Origin of the sequence: Morganella morganii (assembly GCF_019243775.1) — a bacterium.
GTDB lineage: Bacteria > Pseudomonadota > Gammaproteobacteria > Enterobacterales > Enterobacteriaceae > Morganella > Morganella morganii.
Window position 1 is genome coordinate 1,533,215 of sequence record NZ_CP069157.1, and the last position, 16,847, is coordinate 1,550,061.

Annotated in this window: 15 protein-coding genes; 4 read left to right on the forward strand and 11 right to left on the reverse strand. The window is 51.9% G+C overall.

Annotated features, from left to right (window positions below; genetic code table 11):
* Positions 1-608 precede the first annotated feature (608 nt).
* From mgtE to speG, 4 genes are all read right to left on the reverse strand, one after another.
* Positions 609-2,072: a magnesium transporter gene (mgtE, locus tag JL661_RS07395; protein WP_004235243.1), complete on the reverse strand. Its 1,464-nt coding sequence runs from the start codon at positions 2,070-2,072 to the stop codon at positions 609-611.
* A 56-nt stretch (positions 2,073-2,128) separates the two neighbouring features.
* Positions 2,129-3,661 carry an exopolyphosphatase gene (ppx, locus tag JL661_RS07400; protein WP_004239919.1) on the reverse strand — a complete coding sequence of 511 codons (1,533 nt, stop codon included), beginning with the start codon at positions 3,659-3,661 and terminating at the stop codon, positions 2,129-2,131.
* 11 nt (positions 3,662-3,672) lie between these two features.
* Positions 3,673-5,745, reverse strand: coding sequence for a polyphosphate kinase 1 (gene ppk1, locus JL661_RS07405; RefSeq protein ID WP_015422771.1), 2,073 nt, complete (start codon positions 5,743-5,745; stop codon positions 3,673-3,675).
* A 65-nt stretch (positions 5,746-5,810) separates the two neighbouring features.
* Positions 5,811-6,401: a spermidine N1-acetyltransferase gene (speG, locus tag JL661_RS07410; RefSeq protein ID WP_004235247.1), complete on the reverse strand. Its 591-nt coding sequence runs from the start codon at positions 6,399-6,401 to the stop codon at positions 5,811-5,813.
* A gap of 205 nt (positions 6,402-6,606) precedes the next feature.
* Between speG and JL661_RS07415 the strand changes: the two genes are divergently transcribed.
* A complete protein-coding gene (locus tag JL661_RS07415; protein WP_004239921.1) occupies positions 6,607-6,909 on the forward strand; it encodes a helix-hairpin-helix domain-containing protein in 303 nt (100 codons plus the stop codon).
* A gap of 36 nt (positions 6,910-6,945) precedes the next feature.
* Here the strand turns inward: JL661_RS07415 and purN are convergent, their stop codons facing one another.
* Together purN and purM are read right to left on the reverse strand one after the other, a co-directional pair.
* Positions 6,946-7,578 carry a phosphoribosylglycinamide formyltransferase gene (purN, locus tag JL661_RS07420; RefSeq protein ID WP_004235252.1) on the reverse strand — a complete coding sequence of 211 codons (633 nt, stop codon included), beginning with the start codon at positions 7,576-7,578 and terminating at the stop codon, positions 6,946-6,948.
* Positions 7,578-8,618, reverse strand: coding sequence for a phosphoribosylformylglycinamidine cyclo-ligase (gene purM / locus JL661_RS07425; RefSeq protein ID WP_015422770.1), 1,041 nt, complete (start codon positions 8,616-8,618; stop codon positions 7,578-7,580). Before purM ends, purN begins: the two co-directional genes overlap by 1 nt.
* Before the next feature lie 253 nt (positions 8,619-8,871).
* Between purM and upp the strand changes: the two genes are divergently transcribed.
* The 3 genes from upp (at position 8,872) to hda (ending at position 11,728) form a co-directional block, all read left to right on the forward strand.
* Complete coding sequence (gene upp, locus JL661_RS07430) at positions 8,872-9,498, forward strand: uracil phosphoribosyltransferase (RefSeq protein WP_004235255.1); 627 nt, start codon at positions 8,872-8,874, stop codon at positions 9,496-9,498.
* A gap of 69 nt (positions 9,499-9,567) precedes the next feature.
* Positions 9,568-10,857 carry a uracil permease gene (gene uraA / locus JL661_RS07435; RefSeq protein WP_004235257.1) on the forward strand — a complete coding sequence of 430 codons (1,290 nt, stop codon included), beginning with the start codon at positions 9,568-9,570 and terminating at the stop codon, positions 10,855-10,857.
* Positions 10,858-11,011: 154 nt separating this feature from the next.
* Entirely contained in the window at positions 11,012-11,728 is a 717-nt protein-coding gene (gene hda / locus JL661_RS07440) for a DnaA inactivator Hda (protein ID WP_004239923.1), read from the forward strand.
* Positions 11,729-11,731: 3 nt separating this feature from the next.
* Here the strand turns inward: hda and JL661_RS07445 are convergent, their stop codons facing one another.
* The 5 genes from JL661_RS07445 to JL661_RS07465 form a co-directional block, all read right to left on the reverse strand.
* Positions 11,732-12,124: a hypothetical protein gene (locus tag JL661_RS07445; RefSeq protein ID WP_004239924.1), complete on the reverse strand. Its 393-nt coding sequence runs from the start codon at positions 12,122-12,124 to the stop codon at positions 11,732-11,734.
* Entirely contained in the window at positions 12,117-13,448 is a 1,332-nt protein-coding gene (locus JL661_RS07450; protein ID WP_062771494.1) for a dual specificity protein phosphatase family protein, read from the reverse strand. The genes JL661_RS07445 and JL661_RS07450 overlap by 8 nt, the downstream gene beginning before the upstream one ends.
* Positions 13,449-13,513: 65 nt before the next feature.
* Entirely contained in the window at positions 13,514-15,280 is a 1,767-nt protein-coding gene (locus JL661_RS07455; RefSeq protein WP_004235262.1) for a bifunctional alpha/beta hydrolase/class I SAM-dependent methyltransferase, read from the reverse strand.
* A 2-nt stretch (positions 15,281-15,282) separates the two neighbouring features.
* Complete coding sequence (locus JL661_RS07460) at positions 15,283-15,912, reverse strand: CDP-alcohol phosphatidyltransferase family protein (RefSeq protein WP_004235263.1); 630 nt, start codon at positions 15,910-15,912, stop codon at positions 15,283-15,285.
* Between the two features lie 191 nt (positions 15,913-16,103).
* Positions 16,104-16,661, reverse strand: coding sequence for a two-partner secretion domain-containing protein (locus tag JL661_RS07465; RefSeq protein ID WP_004235269.1), 558 nt, complete (start codon positions 16,659-16,661; stop codon positions 16,104-16,106).
* Between the last annotated feature and the right edge of the window lie 186 nt (positions 16,662-16,847).

A 16,847-nucleotide genomic window follows, 5' to 3' on the forward strand; every position in this document is an offset into this window, starting at 1 on the left:
TTGTGTTTCCCAAAAGAGAGGTGGCGGCAACAGCATCCCAGTTATCACAGGGATAACCGGAAATAAAAAACGGGAATTGTCTGTTACCGGAGGGTATGCTTTGTTATAGCAAGAAGTTCCGTATATTGTAAACAGCATCAGCCAAAACAAGATGAACATTCTTGCTGTATGCCATAAGATGGATTATTGAACTAAATATGATTTGCGTCACGGATAATAACGTTAAGGAATCCGGAATGACAGCATATTATGAAAACCGGAACAGATAATTAGCGGAATAATTAAAGGTTCAGCCCTTATTATTATTTACCAGTAATACGGGTTTATAAAATACGATTAATAGCATTATATGAATAAGGCTTATCAATATACTCACGAATGAACAGCGGTAAATAAATATAAATAAGTGTGAAGAGCATGATGATTATTTCAGAGCAGCAGTACAGAAGTGATCATATTCACCGGATATTGTCAGTCCGGCATCATAATACTCTGTGGCGGGGTGATAACAAGAGGGCTGAAACTCAGCCAAAAGAGACAAAAACGGCCACGGAGAGCAGAAGTAAAACTTCTCTTTCCGTGGCCGCAGAGGACTATCTGAGCAAAAATCAGACCAGGAACAGGGTGGCGAGACCTAAAAAGATGAAAAATCCGCCGGTATCGGTGATGGCGGTGATCATCACACTGGAGCCGAGTGCCGGATCGCGTCCGAGTTTCATCATCGTCAGCGGGATAAGCACACCCATGATGGCGGCCATCAGCAGGTTAAGCACCATAGCCAGCGTCATTACCGCACCCATAGCGATATCGCCGTAGAGCAGGTACGTAACGACCCCCATAATCCCGCCCCAGACCACGCCGTTGATAAAGGCAACGCCCAGCTCACGCAGCAGCAGGAAGGAAAAACTGCCTTTCTGGATCTGGTGAAGCGCCAGAGCGCGGACAATCATGGTGATGGTCTGGTTACCGGTATTACCGCCGATACCGGCAACAATCGGCATCAGGGTCGCGAGTGCAACCAGTTGGGAAATGGTATGCTCAAACACACCAATCACGCGGGAAGCCACAAACGCGGTACAGAGGTTAATCGCCAGCCACGCCCAGCGGTTTTTCACCGCCTGGCCGACCGGGGCAAACACATCCTCTTCCGGACTTAAGCCCCCCATACGACGGATGTTTTCTTCACTTTCTTCATTCAGGTTATCAACGATATCCTCAACGGTGAGCCGTCCGAGCAGCCGCCCGTTATTGTCCACAACCGCGGCGGAAATTAAGTCATAACGTTCGAATGCACCGGAAGCATCTTCGCCTTTTTCATCCGGCAGGAAGGTGACCGGCTCGGTTTTCATCACATCAGAGACCAGTTTGTCCGGCGACTGGGTGAGAATGGTGGTCAGCGGCAGTTCGCCCTGCAAAATATTATTGCTGTCAATAACAAAGATTTTATCGGTGGCTTCCGGGATATTGCTGCGGTAGCGCAGAAAACGCTGAACCGTTTTCAGCGGAACATTGCCGCGCACGGTGACAAACTCAAAGTCCATCATCTGCCCGATACTGTCCGCCGGGTACTGAAGAACGGTGCGGATGCGGTTACGCAGACTTGGTTCCAGATAGGTCAGCAGGCGGCGCATGGTATCGCGCGGCAGGTGCTCGGCGATATACGCCTGCTCATCCACATGCAGGGTGGCAACGGCACGCAGCAGCTCTTTGTCTGACATATCTTTAATCAGACTGTCCCACACGGACACAGAGGCTTCCACCAGCACTTCCCCGCGCTGGTGGTTATCAATCAGATGCCAGAGCGCGAGACGCTCATCATAGGGCAGGGCTTCCAGCATATCCGCAAGGTCAGCGGCGTGGAGGTCAGTCAGCAGATTTTTGACTAACTTCGATTTTGAATGCAGTTCATCATCACTGAGCCTGGCATGTTCATCGGCGGTGCCCAGAATGGTTTCCACAAACTGTGAGTCGTTGAGGAACAGAGGCAAAACCTGCTGACGAATGTGGGCCAGCCGCTGGGAGTGCGGATTGACCGGTGATGAGTTATCAATGGAGAAACTGTGTTCAGACATGATTTTCCTTTACACATAAAACTTTTAAACAAATAAGACCGGCCGGGGATTCTCTGTCAGACGTCTTCTTCTTTTATACCGAGGTGCCAGCCGGGCACATCATCCCAGTAAGCCTGCTCTTTTTCCAGATCAAGCTGCATTAATGTGTTGATAGTCAGATAGCGGCGCGGAAAAAACAGGGTCCAGTGTCCTTCATTGGTCTCCAGACGCAGTGAGGAGCGTTTGGTGGTGGACTGGCGCTGATTATTCAGTAAGACCGCGAGGCGCAGGATCTGTATCAGGGGGATGACCTGTTTACGTTTAAACAGTGTGAATTTCGGGATATCGTCACTTTTTACCGCTTTGCGGTGGTAACGCACCAGTGTGGCGAGCAGCAGTTGCTGCTCCTGGGTGAATCCCGGTAAATTGGTGTTCTGCAGAATATAGGCCGAATGACGGTGCAGGCCGGAAAGGTTGATGCTCAGCCCGACTTCGTGCAGCCAGACCGCCCAGACCAGAATGGCTTCCAGCTGCGGATCAACCAGGGACGGATTCTGCTCCGCCCACTGACGGTACAGGTTTTTCATGGTGGTGAGGACACGCAGTACCTGGGCGTTATCCACGTTATAGTGTTCCACCAGGCTTTGCGCGGTACGCTGGCGGATGTCCTGATGGCGGAAACGGCCTTCCATCTCATACAGCACCCCTTCGCGCAGGGCACCGGCAGACAGGCGCAGTTCAGTGATTTCCAGCGCGTCAAACAGACCGCACAGAATTGCCAGGCCCGGCACAAACACTTTTTTGCGGTCGTCAGACAGCCCCGGTAAATTCAGGGTATCAAACCGTTTGTAACGCAGCACCTGTTTGACCAGCATTTCCAGGCGGACAGGGGTGATAATACCGTCCCGTTCCCCCAGTTCACGCAGGATCTCACAGGCCGCTTTGATGGTGCCGGATGCGCCGAGGCATACATCCCAGCCCTGCACACGGAAAGCAATCGCCAGGTTTTCCAGTTTGGAAACGGCCATCAGCCTGGCGCGGTTAAAGTTGGCCTCGGTGATTTTACCGTCCGGAAAAAACTGACGGCTGAAACTGACACAGCCCATACGGCGGCTTTCGATTAAAATCGGTTCAAAACGTTCGCCGATCACCAGCTCTGTTGAACCGCCGCCGATATCAATCACCAGTTTGCGGCCTTTTTCCGGTTGTGTGTGTTCAACACCCATAAAAATCAGGCGTGCTTCTTCGTGACCGGAAATAATTTCAATCGGATAGGGGATAACGGACGCGGCGCGTTCGAGAAACTCGTGCGCATTGACTGCCTCACGCAGACTGTGTGTCCCGACAATCGTGACCTGTGCGGCGGGAAAGCCCTGAAGGCGCTCGGCAAACAGCGCCAGGCAGGCCAGCCCGCGCTCCATGGCTTCTTCGCTCAGCTCATTCTGATCATTTAAGCCTTCAGCCAGATACACCCGCTGTTTCAGGCGGCTGAGAACCTGGAGTGCGCCGTTGACAATACGGGCAATCACCATATGAAAGCTGTTCGACCCGAGGTCGATGGCTGCAATTTCCAGCGGACGATCTTTTTCAGTGATCAGTGATAATGGCATGCACGGGCCTTTTAATTATCCGGTTGTTCCAGGGAACGAATATAGTCATAAACTGCCATCTGCGAGCGGACTTTCCGCTTGTTGCCGCGCGGCACATAATGGTTGGACATCTCTTTGTCGAGATAACGCGCCTTCTCATTATCACTGAACTGAATATCCAGAATATCGAGCACCCGCCGGCGCAGCACCGGATCCAGCAGGCGAACCGCCACTTCAATCCGGTAATCGATATTGCGGGTCATCCAGTCCGCAGAGGAGAGATAGACTTTTTCGTCCCCTTTGTTGGTGAACACATACACCCGGTCATGCTCCAGGAAACGGTCAACGATACTGGTCACCTGGATATTCTCACTGTACGGCACCTGTCCCGGCACCAGTGCGCACATGCCGCGCACCAGCAGACGGATTTTCACCCCGGCTTCTGAGGCATCATAGAGACGCTCACTCAGCTGCTTATCCACCAGGTTGTTGATTTTCAATGTAATTCCGGCTTCATAACCGGCCAGTGCATTGGCTATTTCATCATCAATCAGCTGATTCAGCATTGCCCGTGAATTCTGCGGCGACACCATCAGGTTATCAAAGGAAACCGGCCGGTACGGGTTCTCAATAAAGTTGAACACGCGCCGGACTTCATTGGTGATCTCTTCGTTGGCGGTCAGCAGCGAGTAATCCGTGTAGATACGCGCGGTTTTTTCGTTGAAGTTACCGGTGCCGATATGGGCATAACGGCGGATCACATCCCCGTCTTCCAGCCGCGAGATAATAAACAGTTTGGCGTGGATTTTCAGCCCCGGCGCGGAGAAAATAACATGCACCCCGGCTGCCGTCAGGTGTCTCGCCCAGTGAATGTTGGCTTCTTCATCAAAACGCGCCTGTAACTCCACCACCACGGTAACTTTTTTACCGTTGTGTGCCGCGTGGATCATGGAATCGATAATGCGGGAGTCCTTGGCGACACGGTAGATATTCATCTTGATGGAAATCACGCTCGGGTCAAAAGAGGCCTGGCGCAGCAGTTCCAGCACATGCTCAAAAGTGTGATACGGGTAATAGAGCAGCACATCCCGTTCGCGGATAGCATCAAACCCGTTGCGGTGATGATCAAACCAGACATGACGCAGACGCGGCAGCGGTTTGTTTAATAAATTCTTATTGCCTTCATTCGGGAAGCGGATGAAGTCCTTGAAATTATGATAGCGACCGCCGGCAATGACGGAATCATCATTGGTCAGGCCGAGTTTTTCACGCAGCAGCGTCACCATTTCATCCGGCATATCGCGCTGATAAACAAAGCGCACCGGCTCAGCGGTCAGACGCTGTTTCAGGGTGGAGGACATCAGCTCCAGCATCCCGGATTCCATTTCGGTGGCGAGGTCATATTCCGCATCGCGCGTCATTTTCATGGAATAGGCATTGAGGGCATCGAAATCGAAGAAGCCCTTGAAGATTTCATCCAGGCAGTAGCGCAGAATATTGTCGATAAGGATCATCGACTGGCGGCGGCGGCCGTTTTCGGTCGGCAGATTAACAAAACGCGGCACTTTATCAGACGGAATTTCCAGCAGTGCATAGCGGGTCTCACGGCCGGATTTGACAATCTCCACCACCAGATAGGTGTAATCGTCTTTGAGGAATTCGACCAGATCGGTGCTGGTCTGGATCATAATTGGCGTGATGTGCTGGCGCAGATGCTGACGGAAATACTGACGCAGCCAGATTTGCTGTTTCGGCGAAATCTGGCGTTCGTTGATCAGGAAAATCTGGTTACGTGCCATTTCCAGCAGCAGGTCGTTATACAGGGTATCAAATGCCTGATCCTGTTTTGCCACTTTGTTTTCAATTTTACGCAGCAGATGGCGCCCGCTGGCACCGGAACCACGCTGTTCCTCATTAATCAGGATGCGGCGTTTCACATCCGCATAGCGGACTTTATAAAACTCATCCAGGTTATTTGAGTAAATGCCCAGAAAACGCATGCGCTCAATCAGCGGGTTGCGTTTGTCGGCGGCCTCCTGAAGAACCCGCTCGTTGAACGACAGCCAACTGAGTTCTTTTTCCATATAGAGCCTATCTTGGGACATTGTTACTCCGGAACGGGTTACTCTGAATCAGGGTTGAACACAGCGTACAGTTTACTAAAAAATCGTTACAGGTTCTGCTTTACGCGGGCATTTTTTTCAACGTAGCTTTCCGCATCCGCAGATTTATTTTTCATGACCAGATATTCCGGCTGAAAAATACACATACGGATGGCAGTGCGGTATTCCCCGTTGACGAAAAACTCATCAATTAACTGGCCTTCGGTATGAAAACCGAGCTTTTTATAGATGTGGATCGCTTTTTCGTTTTCGATATCCACAATCAGATACAGTTTATACAGATTGAGGACAGAAAACGCATAATCCATAGCCAGACGGGCAGCGCGGGACGCAAATCCGTGACCCTGATGTGACGGGGCGATAATAATCTGGAATTCAGCGCGGCGGTGTACATGATTGATTTCCACCAGTTCCACCAGCCCGATCTTGGTGCCGTCGCTTTCCACAATGAAGCGGCGTTCTGACTGATCGTGAATATGCTTATCGTATAAATCACTTAATTCAATAAAGGCTTCATACGGCTCCTCAAACCAATAACGCATAATGCTGGCGTTATTATCCATCTGATGAACAAAAGCTAAATCCTCACGCTCAAGCGGGCGCAGTTTTACAGGCGGAACAGCAGTACCACCGGACATAAATCACCTCGATATTGGTTGTATTTTATCAGTCAGTGTAACACATAACAGAAACGGAATTATCCGGGGATCCGCTTTTCCGCGTCACGATGGGCACAGCCGTGTAAAATTATGGCAATTACGTGTTATTTGAGTACCGGTCACAGCAGACAGATGATAAAGTATGTGGTAGTACGCATATCATTAATAAATACCGGATATTTCCATGAACCCGACAAAAGTGTGCCGCACCCGTCTTTATACGCTTACCGACCTGCCGAATATCGGCGAGGCGATGGCGGAAGATCTGCGTCTGCTGGGGTATGAGACGCCGCAGGATATTACCGGTTCAGACCCGGTGATTATGTATGAAATGCTCTGCGCGGTAACCGGCGTCCGTCAGGATCCCTGTGTTATTGATGTGTTCTGGTCAGTCACTGATTTTCTTGCAGGACAACCGGCACAGCCGTGGTGGAATTATACCGGACAGCGCAAAGCGTATCTTAATGAGATGGCGAAACTGCGGTAGTTATGAAAAACGCCCGGAAAAACCGGGCGGAGAGAATCAGAGCGTATTGTGAAAATATAATTTCCCGTCCAGATATATCCCGTCTTCTTTCAGTGCCAGACGCCCCTGCACAAACCAGTTAACCACCTGCGGATAGATGCGGTGTTCTTCCTGTTGTATCCGGGCGGTGAGAGTGTCTTCAGTATCATCCGGCAGAACGGCAATGCGTGCCTGTAAAATGACCGGGCCGCCGTCCAGCTCTTCCGTGACAAAATGTACAGAGGTACCGTGTTCGGCATCGCCGTTCTCCAGCGCTTTGCGGTGTGTATGCAGACCCGGATATTTCGGCAGCAGAGACGGGTGGATATTGAGCATTCTGCCGTGGTAATGGCGGACAAAGGCGGGTGTCAGAATCCGCATATATCCGGCGAGGATCAGTAAATCCGGTTGATACTCATCAATCTGTGCCTGCAATGCGGCATCAAAATCATCCCGTGAAGAGAATTCCGCCGGACTGAGTGCCAGTGCGGGAATACCGGCCTGTTGTGCGCGGAGTAACCCGTAAGCGTCCGCTTTATTACTGAAGACCGCAACAATTTCCGCATTGAGAGCTTTTGAATTGCAGGCGTCAATCAACGCCTGCAGATTACTGCCGCTGCCGGAAATCAGGACAACAAGGCGTTTTTTCATCAGCGGATGATGACCTGTGGTTCATCTTCACGGCAGACCGCGATATCACCGATCAGCCATGCATTTTCACCCGCCTCTGTCAGCAGGGCGAGGGCGGCAGGCACAGACGCTGCCGGCAGCGCAATCACCATACCGACACCACAGTTGAAGGTGCGGTACATTTCATAGTCTTCCACATTCCCGGCTTTTTGCAGCCAGTTAAAGACAGACGGCCACTGCCAGGATGAGGCATCAATCCGCGCCTGGGTGCAGGCCGGTAATACACGCGGGATATTTTCCCAGAAACCGCCGCCGGTCAGGTGGGCGATGGCGTGAACATCGGTGTTTTCGATCAGTTTCAGCACAGATTTAACATAGATTTTTGTCGGTGCCAGCAGATGATCCGCCAGTGATTTGCCGTCAAGCTCTGTGGCTGCCGGGTCAGTTTTGCTGACCTCAAGGATTTTGCGGATCAAAGAATAGCCGTTGGAGTGCGGGCCGCTGGAGGCCAGTGCTATCAGCACATCACCGGCGCGGACTTTGCTGCCGTCGATGATTTCTGATTTTTCCGCCACACCGACACAGAACCCGGCCACGTCATAATCATCGCCGTGATACATGCCCGGCATCTCAGCGGTTTCACCACCGACCAGCGCACAACCCGCCTGTTTGCAGCCTTCGGCAATACCGGTGACCACCCGGGCGGCAGTATCGACATCCAGTTTGCCGGTCGCGTAATAGTCGAGGAAGAAGAGGGGCTCAGCACCGGCGACCACCAGGTCGTTCACACACATGGCGACGAGGTCAATACCGATAGTGTCATGACGCGCCAGATCCATCGCCAGGCGCAGCTTGGTGCCGACGCCGTCGGTGCCGGAAACCAGCACCGGTTCTTTATATTTCTGCGGTACCGCACACAGCGCACCGAAACCACCCAGCCCGCCCATAACTTCAGGACGGCGTGTCTCTTTGACAACATGCTTAATACGGGAAACTAAGGCATTACCGGCATCAATATCAACACCGGCATCTTTGTAACTCAGGGAAGTTTTGTCAGTCACTGCGGCCCCCAACGGCGATTGCAAGTAAGTGGGTGTATCGAAAACGCGGCTATTCTAACAGGCCACGCAAACGTTTGCGAGAGGATTTACGCCGGTTTTTGTCAAAATGCGTCAGATCACACTTATTCATGTAACAAACATGAAACGCGTGATAATTGACTATAATCAACAAATCCGGGGTGGCGCTGCGAAAGAAAAGCGGTATAATCTCGCGATTTTTTTGTCCGCCAGGGCTTACACAGTAGGAGAACCCATGAAAGTCGTCGAGGTAAAACACCCGCTCGTTAAACACAAACTTGGCCTGATGCGAGATCATGATATAAGCACAAAACGCTTTCGTGAACTGGCCTCAGAAGTCGGTAGCCTGCTGACCTATGAAGCAACTTCAGACTTAGAAACTGAGAAAGTGACAATTGACGGCTGGTGTGGTCCGGTCGAAATTGAACAAATCAAGGGTAAAAAGATTACCGTTGTGCCAATCCTGCGTGCGGGTATCGGTATGATGAACGGTGTGCTGGAAAGCATCCCGAGTGCCCGTATCAGTGTTGTCGGTGTTTACCGTGATGAAGAAACACTGGAGCCGGTACCGTACTTCCAGAAATTAGCCTCTAATATTGAAGAGCGTATGGCGCTGGTGGTTGACCCGATGCTGGCAACCGGCGGTTCAATGATCGCTACCATCGATCTGCTGAAAAAAGCAGGTTGCACCGCGATTAAAATCCTTGTGCTGGTTGCAGCGCCGGAAGGTCTGAAAGCGCTGGAAAAAGCCCACCCGGATGTTGAGCTGTATACCGCATCCATCGACGATCACCTTAACGAACACGGTTACATTGTGCCGGGCCTGGGTGATGCGGGCGATAAGATATTTGGTACGAAATAAGTTAATGAGCCGACTTGATAGTCGGCTTTTTTTTGGCATATCCCTGAGTAATCATTTAAGAGGTTTAAGATGACGCGCCGCGTTATTGAAGTCGATGAACGCCCACCACTGCTGGTCACCATTCCGTTAAGTTTACAGCACCTGTTTGCGATGTTCGGTGCTACCGTTCTGGTGCCGATCCTGTTTCAGGTAAACCCGGCCACGATCCTGTTATTTAACGGTATCGGGACGCTGCTGTATCTGTTTATCTGTAAAGGAAAAATCCCGGCGTACCTGGGCTCAAGCTTTGCCTTTATTTCACCGGTGCTGATTTTACTGCCGCTCGGGTATGAACTCGCTCTCGGCGGGTTTATCATCTGCGGGCTGTTATTTATGCTGGTGGCGGGGATTGTCAAAATCGCCGGACGCGGCTGGATCAACGTGCTGTTCCCGCCTGCGGCCATGGGTGCGATTGTGGCGGTCATCGGTCTTGAACTGGCAGGAACCGCTGCCGGTATGGCCGGGCTGAAAATCGCGGATGGTGCGTCTCCGGACAGCACCACGCTGATTATCTCCCTGACCACTCTCGGGGTGACGATTCTCGGCTCTGTGGTGTTCCGCGGCTTCCTGGCGATTATTCCGATCCTTATCGGAGTACTGACCGGGTATGCGCTGGCCTTCTTTATGGGCGCGGTGGATTTGACCCCGGTAAGTGAAGCTCCGTGGTTTGCACTGCCGACGTTCTACACACCGCGTTTTGAGTGGTTCGCTATTCTGACCATCTTACCGGCCGCGCTGGTGGTGATTGCCGAACACGTCGGTCACCTGGTGGTCACGGCGAATATTGTCAAACGTGATTTGATGAAAGACCCGGGTCTGCACCGTTCGATGTTTGCCAACGGCTTCTCGACCGTACTGTCCGGCTTCTTCGGCTCCACACCGAACACCACCTACGGCGAAAACATCGGCGTTATGGCCATCACCAAAGTGTACAGCTCCTGGGTTATCGGCGGGGCAGCGGTACTGGCGATTCTGCTCTCCTGTGTCGGTAAACTGGCGGCAGCCATTGCTGCTGTGCCGGTGCCGGTGATGGGCGGGGTATCACTGCTGCTGTACGGGGTTATCGGTGCATCCGGTATCCGCGTGCTGATTGATTCCAAAGTGGATTACAACAAGCCGCAGAACCTGATTCTGACGGCGGTTATCCTGATTATCGGTGTCAGTGGTGCGACCATTCATATCGGTGCGGCTGAACTGAAAGGGATGGCACTGGCAACGGTTGTCGGCATTGGTCTGGCACTGGTGTTCCGTCTGGTGAATATTATCCGTCCGGAAGAGCGGGTGGTGGATGTGAATCTGGATGAAGTGAAGAAAGACTGATTCTGATAGCAGAAAAAAGCCGCAGTGACTGATGAGCCCGTAAAGCCGGGCATGTAGGTTCTGCGGCTTTTTCCGTCACTGAGTACGGGAAGTATGTTGTTAAGGTTCATTTAGCCGGTGAATTTATGTTAAACTAACGGTGTTTGTTCACCCGTTGGCCGAGGTAACTCTGAACACGCCATCTCAGCTGTCATTACCGCTCTCTCTCCCTGATGATGAGACTTTCAACAGTTTCTACGCAGGGGAAAACGCATCCCTGTTATCCGCTATTCAGGCGGCTATCAATCAGCCGCACGGCAGTTATCTCTATTTCTGGTCCCGTGACGGCGGCGGTAAAAGTCATCTGCTGCATGCGGCCTGTGCCGAAGTCTCTTCCAAAGACCGGGCGGTCGGCTATGTGCCGCTGGATAAGCGCGCCTGGTTTGTGCCGGATGTGCTGGAAGGTATGGAGCATCTGTCGCTGGTCTGTATTGATAATGTGCAGTGTATTGCGGGGGATGAAGAGTGGGAAATGGCGCTGTTTAATCTCTATAACCGTATTCTGGAGACCGGCAAGACCTGTCTGCTGATCACCGGGGACAGACCACCACGTCAGATCCCGCTGCAGTTACCGGATCTCGCTTCCCGTCTTGACTGGGGGCAGATTTACAAACTTCATCCGCTTAGTGATGACGAAAAAATTCAGGCACTGCAACTGCGGGCAAAGCTGCGCGGGTTTGAGCTGCCGGAAGATGTCGGGCGCTTTATCTTAAAACGCCTCGACCGTCAGATGCGCACACTGTTTGATATGCTCGACAGGCTTGATCACGCCTCGATTGTTGCCCAGCGCAAACTGACCATTCCGTTTGTCAAAGATATCCTGCGGCTGTGACCATCAGTTAAGCAGGGCAATCACCGTCACTCCCCACTGGAGCACCATGCAGAGAGCGCCCTGCTGAAACAGCCGTTTTGTGCCGCGCCAGCGCTGTGAGAAGTGGGTGTGCTGTGCTCTGCCCGGAAACAGCGTCGTCAGGGATTCATCAAAAATATCGGTATCGGACGATTGTGCCAGGCGGCGGAACAGATGGTGATCCAGCCACAACCGGAAGATAAAATACATGGCGCACAGAAAGAACAGGATCCCCGCCGCCATCGGATATTCACCGGAAAAACCGGAAATATAAAGCAGAAACTGCGTCAGAAAGGCCATCACCGATAAGGCAGCCAAAAAACGCCAGCCCGCCGTAAAAATCACAATTATCTGTTCGTCATGAGGTCTGTTATTCATCGTTTTTTCCGTAACGGGCTGCCCAGCGGGTCAGGGCGGCAATTGTCTGTTCCCGCAGGACAATCTGCGGCCGGGCCTGTCTGGCAGCCGCCAGCGCCTGTTCCACATTGTCTGCCAGCCCGGCGCGTATCAGCCAGGCGATCACCACAGTCGTACTGCGGGTGTAACCCAGTTTACAGTGTACATAAACCTGACCGGATTGCGCCAGGCGGCTGAGATTGTTCACCGCCGTTTCAATCTGCATCTCTGTCAGCGGAAACAGATCCAGCTGCGGCTGACAGTGATAAGCCAGCTCGGCGGTATAGCGGCTGCGGGGAAATTCCCCTGTCATATCCAGTACGGCGGCAGCCGTCAGTGGTGCGGCAGGATAACCACCCAGCGCGATATGCTCATTGACCACACTGGTGTGACGGCACCGTTTTGCATACCAGTAATAGCTGATTTGCGCCGCAATCCGGTATGGCAGCAGCAGGAGTGCGGCAGAGGGTGAAATGCGCCCGGCGCTGTCCTTCTGAAACACTGATGCGCCGGCCCCGAGATAACCCGCCGTGATGCATAAAAATGCCAGCCCCGGCCACAGCAGCCACCAGCCCTGACCACCTATCACGACAGCCGCTGTTATCAGCACCAGCGAAATAACGGCGTACCGTCCGGCCAGCTGATAGCCGCGGCGGATACGGTGCGGGGCCCACTGCCAGCGTGTACTTACCGGCAGCAGATAGCTTATCACCACACCGGTGGCGGCACCGGTGATCACATCAATAAAATGGTGCTGCCAGGTTGTCAGTACAGAAACTAAGATCAGAATTGACCACAGGTGCAGAAGCCATTGCCATTTCTGCGGTGTGTGCGCCCGGAAGCGCAGCCACAGCAGCCACAGCAGAATGATATGCAGAGAAGGGGCCTGGTTAAACGGCAGATCAAACATCTCCAGCTGGTCAAACATCCAGCCTGCGGTACCGTCTGTCTGCGGACGGAGAAAACTGAATTTCAGCGGAAAGATCAGGAACCCGGCGCAGGCTGTCAGTGACGCAACTGCCAGCCGAAGCCCGTGAATACACTGTTCGCGCAGAGAGGTGCAGATAAACAGGGATAATCCGTAGAAGAGATCGATGCTCCAGTACGGAATAATTGTCCACGGCAGAAACGGAATATGTGTTTCCCAGCTGAACGCAAAAGAAGGGACTGACGGCAGCGAAGCGGTATAGGTATTGACCTGTCCGTAAGTCAGAAAAAAGAAAGGTGCCAGAAACAGCAGCCAGAGCAGGGCAAATCCCCACCGTTTACGGCGGGAAGCGGGCAGCGGCAGTGCGGCATCAGACATAATTTTTCATTCCCTGTAAAACAGAAGATGCGCAAAAAGGCGCATCTTCATCAGTATGATAACAATCAGCGGCGTCTGGCGACTGAGACACTGAAAATACCCCAGTTATCAATGAGCTGATCCAGTTTTTCAAATCCGGCCTCATCCACCAGCGCATCCATTTCCCCCTGGCTGCGGCAGCGCATCACCCAGGCTTTTCCGCCCTGATGGCTCGGCAGAACGCGGGCTATCATTTCTACCTGCGGGTGCCACGGCTGACAGGTGTAGACAAGATAACCGCCGCTTTCAATCGCCTGCGCCAGCCCGGCAAGGGAATCGCGCAGCAGATGGTTTTCCGGGAACAGTTCATATAACCCGCTCACCACACCGAGGGTCGGTTTCGGGGTGACCGCCGCCAGATCGGCGGTATCAAAGGCATTGCCCTCTTCAAAACGGATTTTGTCTTCCAGGAAGCGCTCTTTGATCTGTAAACGACCCTGTTCCACATTGATGGTGCTGTAATCGCGCATCAGAACAGATTCTATCCGGCTGTAATCATTAATTGCATCAAAGAGATAGCGGCCCTGACCGGCAGCGATATCCATGATCCGCACCGGCTGACCCTCTTCCTGCAATGCCCGGATGGTGCGGCGCAGAATTTTCTCAATATTCACTTTGCGTTGGCGGATCCCCTGCCAGCCGATACTGTTGAGATACTGGCGGTCAACAATGCGGCCGAAAATGCCTTTGCCCTGAGCCTGGTTACGGTAGACATAATCGAGGGTGGATCCGGAATCAAAGCCTTTATCGTAGCCGATACTGACGCCTTCCGAGGCTTTGCCGAGGGTGGACATCGCTTTGCTGAGCAGTTTATAACCGAGATTTTTCGGGCAGTAATCCGGCAGCGGAACCTGCAATTCACGATAAGCATCGGCACCGGCGCTGCACACATCCTCAAACCGGTAATCGTGCTGATAGCGCGGCTGTTCAAACAGGGTGGTGACAAAGCGGCGGATTTCCGCCAGCGGGATATGACGATCTTTTTCGCCCAGGGTGTCGTGATAGAACCCCGGCAGAATATGTTTTTCTTTATACGGGGTGTTAAGCCGCGCATAGAACTGATTCTGCGGCTTACGGTGCACTACGTGGTCACTGCCGGAGATAAACAGCTGAGTCGGCACTGTTATCGCGGCAGCATCCGCCACCAGGCGGTCAGCGGTTTTGTAGAGTTCCAGCAGGATATTGACGGCAATCGGCCGGGTGATCAGCGGATCCCGCTCAAATGAGGCGATACGTACCGGGTCGTGGGTGAGATATTTGGCTTTAACGTAGGAATTAACATAAAACAGCCCGCGAATTTTCTGCATCAGCGCCAGTCCGCTGCGGGCAAACGGCACATAGAGTTTGACTTTAAAGGCCGGAGAAGCCAGTACCAGACCCCGGATCTTCGGTGCGAAATCATGCACCCAGCCGGTCAGGGTGACTGCGCCGACACTTTGTCCGAGCACGACCATGTTCTCGATAGGAATTTCATACTCAGATGAAATGAAGTTAATAAATTCATTGATGTCGCTGATAGATGTGCCCATCGACGGGCTGTAGCCTCTGGGCCCGTCATTGCGGCCGTGACCTCTGGCATCCCAGGCAAATACCGCGAAATCAGGTAACGCCAGCTCATCCGCAAGATGTGCCACACGTCCGGAGTGCTCATGACCCCGGTGAAACAGCACAATGGCTTTCTTTTCTGCGGTTGCGGAAGGCCAGTAACGGAAGAATAACCGCTGCTGGTCACTGGTGGTAAAGTGAGATTCAATGGATTCACGCTGAGTCGGATAATCAGAAGATACACTCATAATCAGTCCTTTTGAGATGCGCTTTGTTGCGCAGATTCCTGCAACGCACGCCGGATACGGTGATAACAGGTAAGAAACAGCAGGGCGGCAAAGACCGCAAACAGCACCGGAAACAGTGCGGAGTCAAGGGATGCGGGAAAAACCGCCGCCCACAGACCCAGTGCGCCGAACAGAAAGGCGCGGTCACTTTTTCCGGCAGGGCCGTCATAGCGGCGTGATGCCCCGATAGTTTGTGCCAGTACACCAATAAATTCAGTCAGTACAGAGAGAAACAGGGTCAGCAGTATCCAGATGGCTGCTCCCGGAAACAGCAGGACAAACGGGAAATAAAGAATCGTATCGGATACCACATCGCCCAGTTCATTGAGGATCGCGCCGAAGCGGCTTTTCTGGTGATGTTCGCGGGCCAGCATGCCGTCAATGGCATTGAGCGCCATCCGGATAAACAGCACCGGCGGCAGAAGCAGAAACAGGCGCGGATCGGGAAACAGGATCAGGATAAAACCGGTAAGCAGGGAAAGGAACATCGCCGCCAGCGTGACCTGGTTGGCCGTGATTCCGGCATTAAACAGGCGGATTACCACGGGACGCAGCAAGTTCTGAAACTTCGGTTTTAGATCATAAATGGTCATTTTTTTCCCTGATGATACACAGTCAGTTATCTGTATTATCAATACGTTATTCTGTGATCGCCGCAATAAGAGTTTTCTTAAGTTAATACGGTGTGATCACAGGGCTGTGTTGTTACAGGTATGACAGTCTGCGGCAGGGAAAGTTTCTGATAAAAGCAATACCGCCGTGAAAACGGCGGTATAACAGGGGGTCAGCGCGGTGAATTTACGGAAATATTATGACTGATGCCGGTCAGACGTTCTGATGCATGCAGCGGTTTGCGGACATCAAAAATGACCTCATTATTTTTTGCAGCATTGATAACCACCGGCAGTGTTTCGCGGTGAGAATAGAGTGAGGTATTGGTTGAGCTGCAATCCTGACAGATCACACCATTCGGGTTAACAATCACCAGACTGGCCTTGCCGCCGGCGACAAAGGTATTACCGCGCAGGTGGGTTTTATTGTTGCCGAGCACTTCATTAATAATGGTTTTGGCATTTTCTTTATTATGAATGACGAGGCCTTGCTTGCCGACATTATAGTCAGTAAAAATATTATGCGAGATCCCGCGGTTATCCGGTGATGTAATCACCAAAACCGGTTTCCCTGATTTATCTTTAAACAGCGATGTTTCCGCTTCCGGACTGGCTACCCGGATTTTATCGCCGTTACGGTAGGTATATTCTGTGCTTCCCGGTCCGGCGGCAACAGCAGCAGAGAATAATGCAACGGAAATGAATGATAACGCCGTTAATGTTTTTTTCATGATTTATTCCTTTAATCATTATATTAAGTGTAAATAACCAAACGAACTTTACCACTTGAAATAAATGACGATTTCATAAAAAGAACATAAGATCTAAAAATAGATAAAGTTATAAATTAATAAATAAAAATACAGGGTATTTGTTTCAGGAATGAATTAATTATTATTGATAAGGTCATCATGAGT

Excerpts from the sequence above, each read along its gene's own strand:
- mgtE (WP_004235243.1), bottom strand. The coding sequence starts at position 2,072 with ATGTCTGAACACAGTTTCTCCATTGATAACTCATCACCGGTCAATCCG.
- ppx (WP_004239919.1), bottom strand. The coding sequence starts at position 3,661 with ATGCCATTATCACTGATCACTGAAAAAGATCGTCCGCTGGAAATTGCA.
- ppk1 (WP_015422771.1), bottom strand. The coding sequence starts at position 5,745 with ATGTCCCAAGATAGGCTCTATATGGAAAAAGAACTCAGTTGGCTGTCG.
- speG (WP_004235247.1), bottom strand. The coding sequence starts at position 6,401 with ATGTCCGGTGGTACTGCTGTTCCGCCTGTAAAACTGCGCCCGCTTGAG.
- JL661_RS07415 (WP_004239921.1), top strand. The coding sequence starts at position 6,607 with ATGAACCCGACAAAAGTGTGCCGCACCCGTCTTTATACGCTTACCGAC.
- purN (WP_004235252.1), bottom strand. The coding sequence starts at position 7,578 with ATGAAAAAACGCCTTGTTGTCCTGATTTCCGGCAGCGGCAGTAATCTG.
- upp (WP_004235255.1), top strand. The coding sequence starts at position 8,872 with ATGAAAGTCGTCGAGGTAAAACACCCGCTCGTTAAACACAAACTTGGC.
- uraA (WP_004235257.1), top strand. The coding sequence starts at position 9,568 with ATGACGCGCCGCGTTATTGAAGTCGATGAACGCCCACCACTGCTGGTC.
- JL661_RS07445 (WP_004239924.1), bottom strand. The coding sequence starts at position 12,124 with ATGAATAACAGACCTCATGACGAACAGATAATTGTGATTTTTACGGCG.
- JL661_RS07450 (WP_062771494.1), bottom strand. The coding sequence starts at position 13,448 with ATGTCTGATGCCGCACTGCCGCTGCCCGCTTCCCGCCGTAAACGGTGG.
- JL661_RS07455 (WP_004235262.1), bottom strand. The coding sequence starts at position 15,280 with ATGAGTGTATCTTCTGATTATCCGACTCAGCGTGAATCCATTGAATCT.
- JL661_RS07460 (WP_004235263.1), bottom strand. The coding sequence starts at position 15,912 with ATGACCATTTATGATCTAAAACCGAAGTTTCAGAACTTGCTGCGTCCC.
- JL661_RS07465 (WP_004235269.1), bottom strand. The coding sequence starts at position 16,661 with ATGAAAAAAACATTAACGGCGTTATCATTCATTTCCGTTGCATTATTC.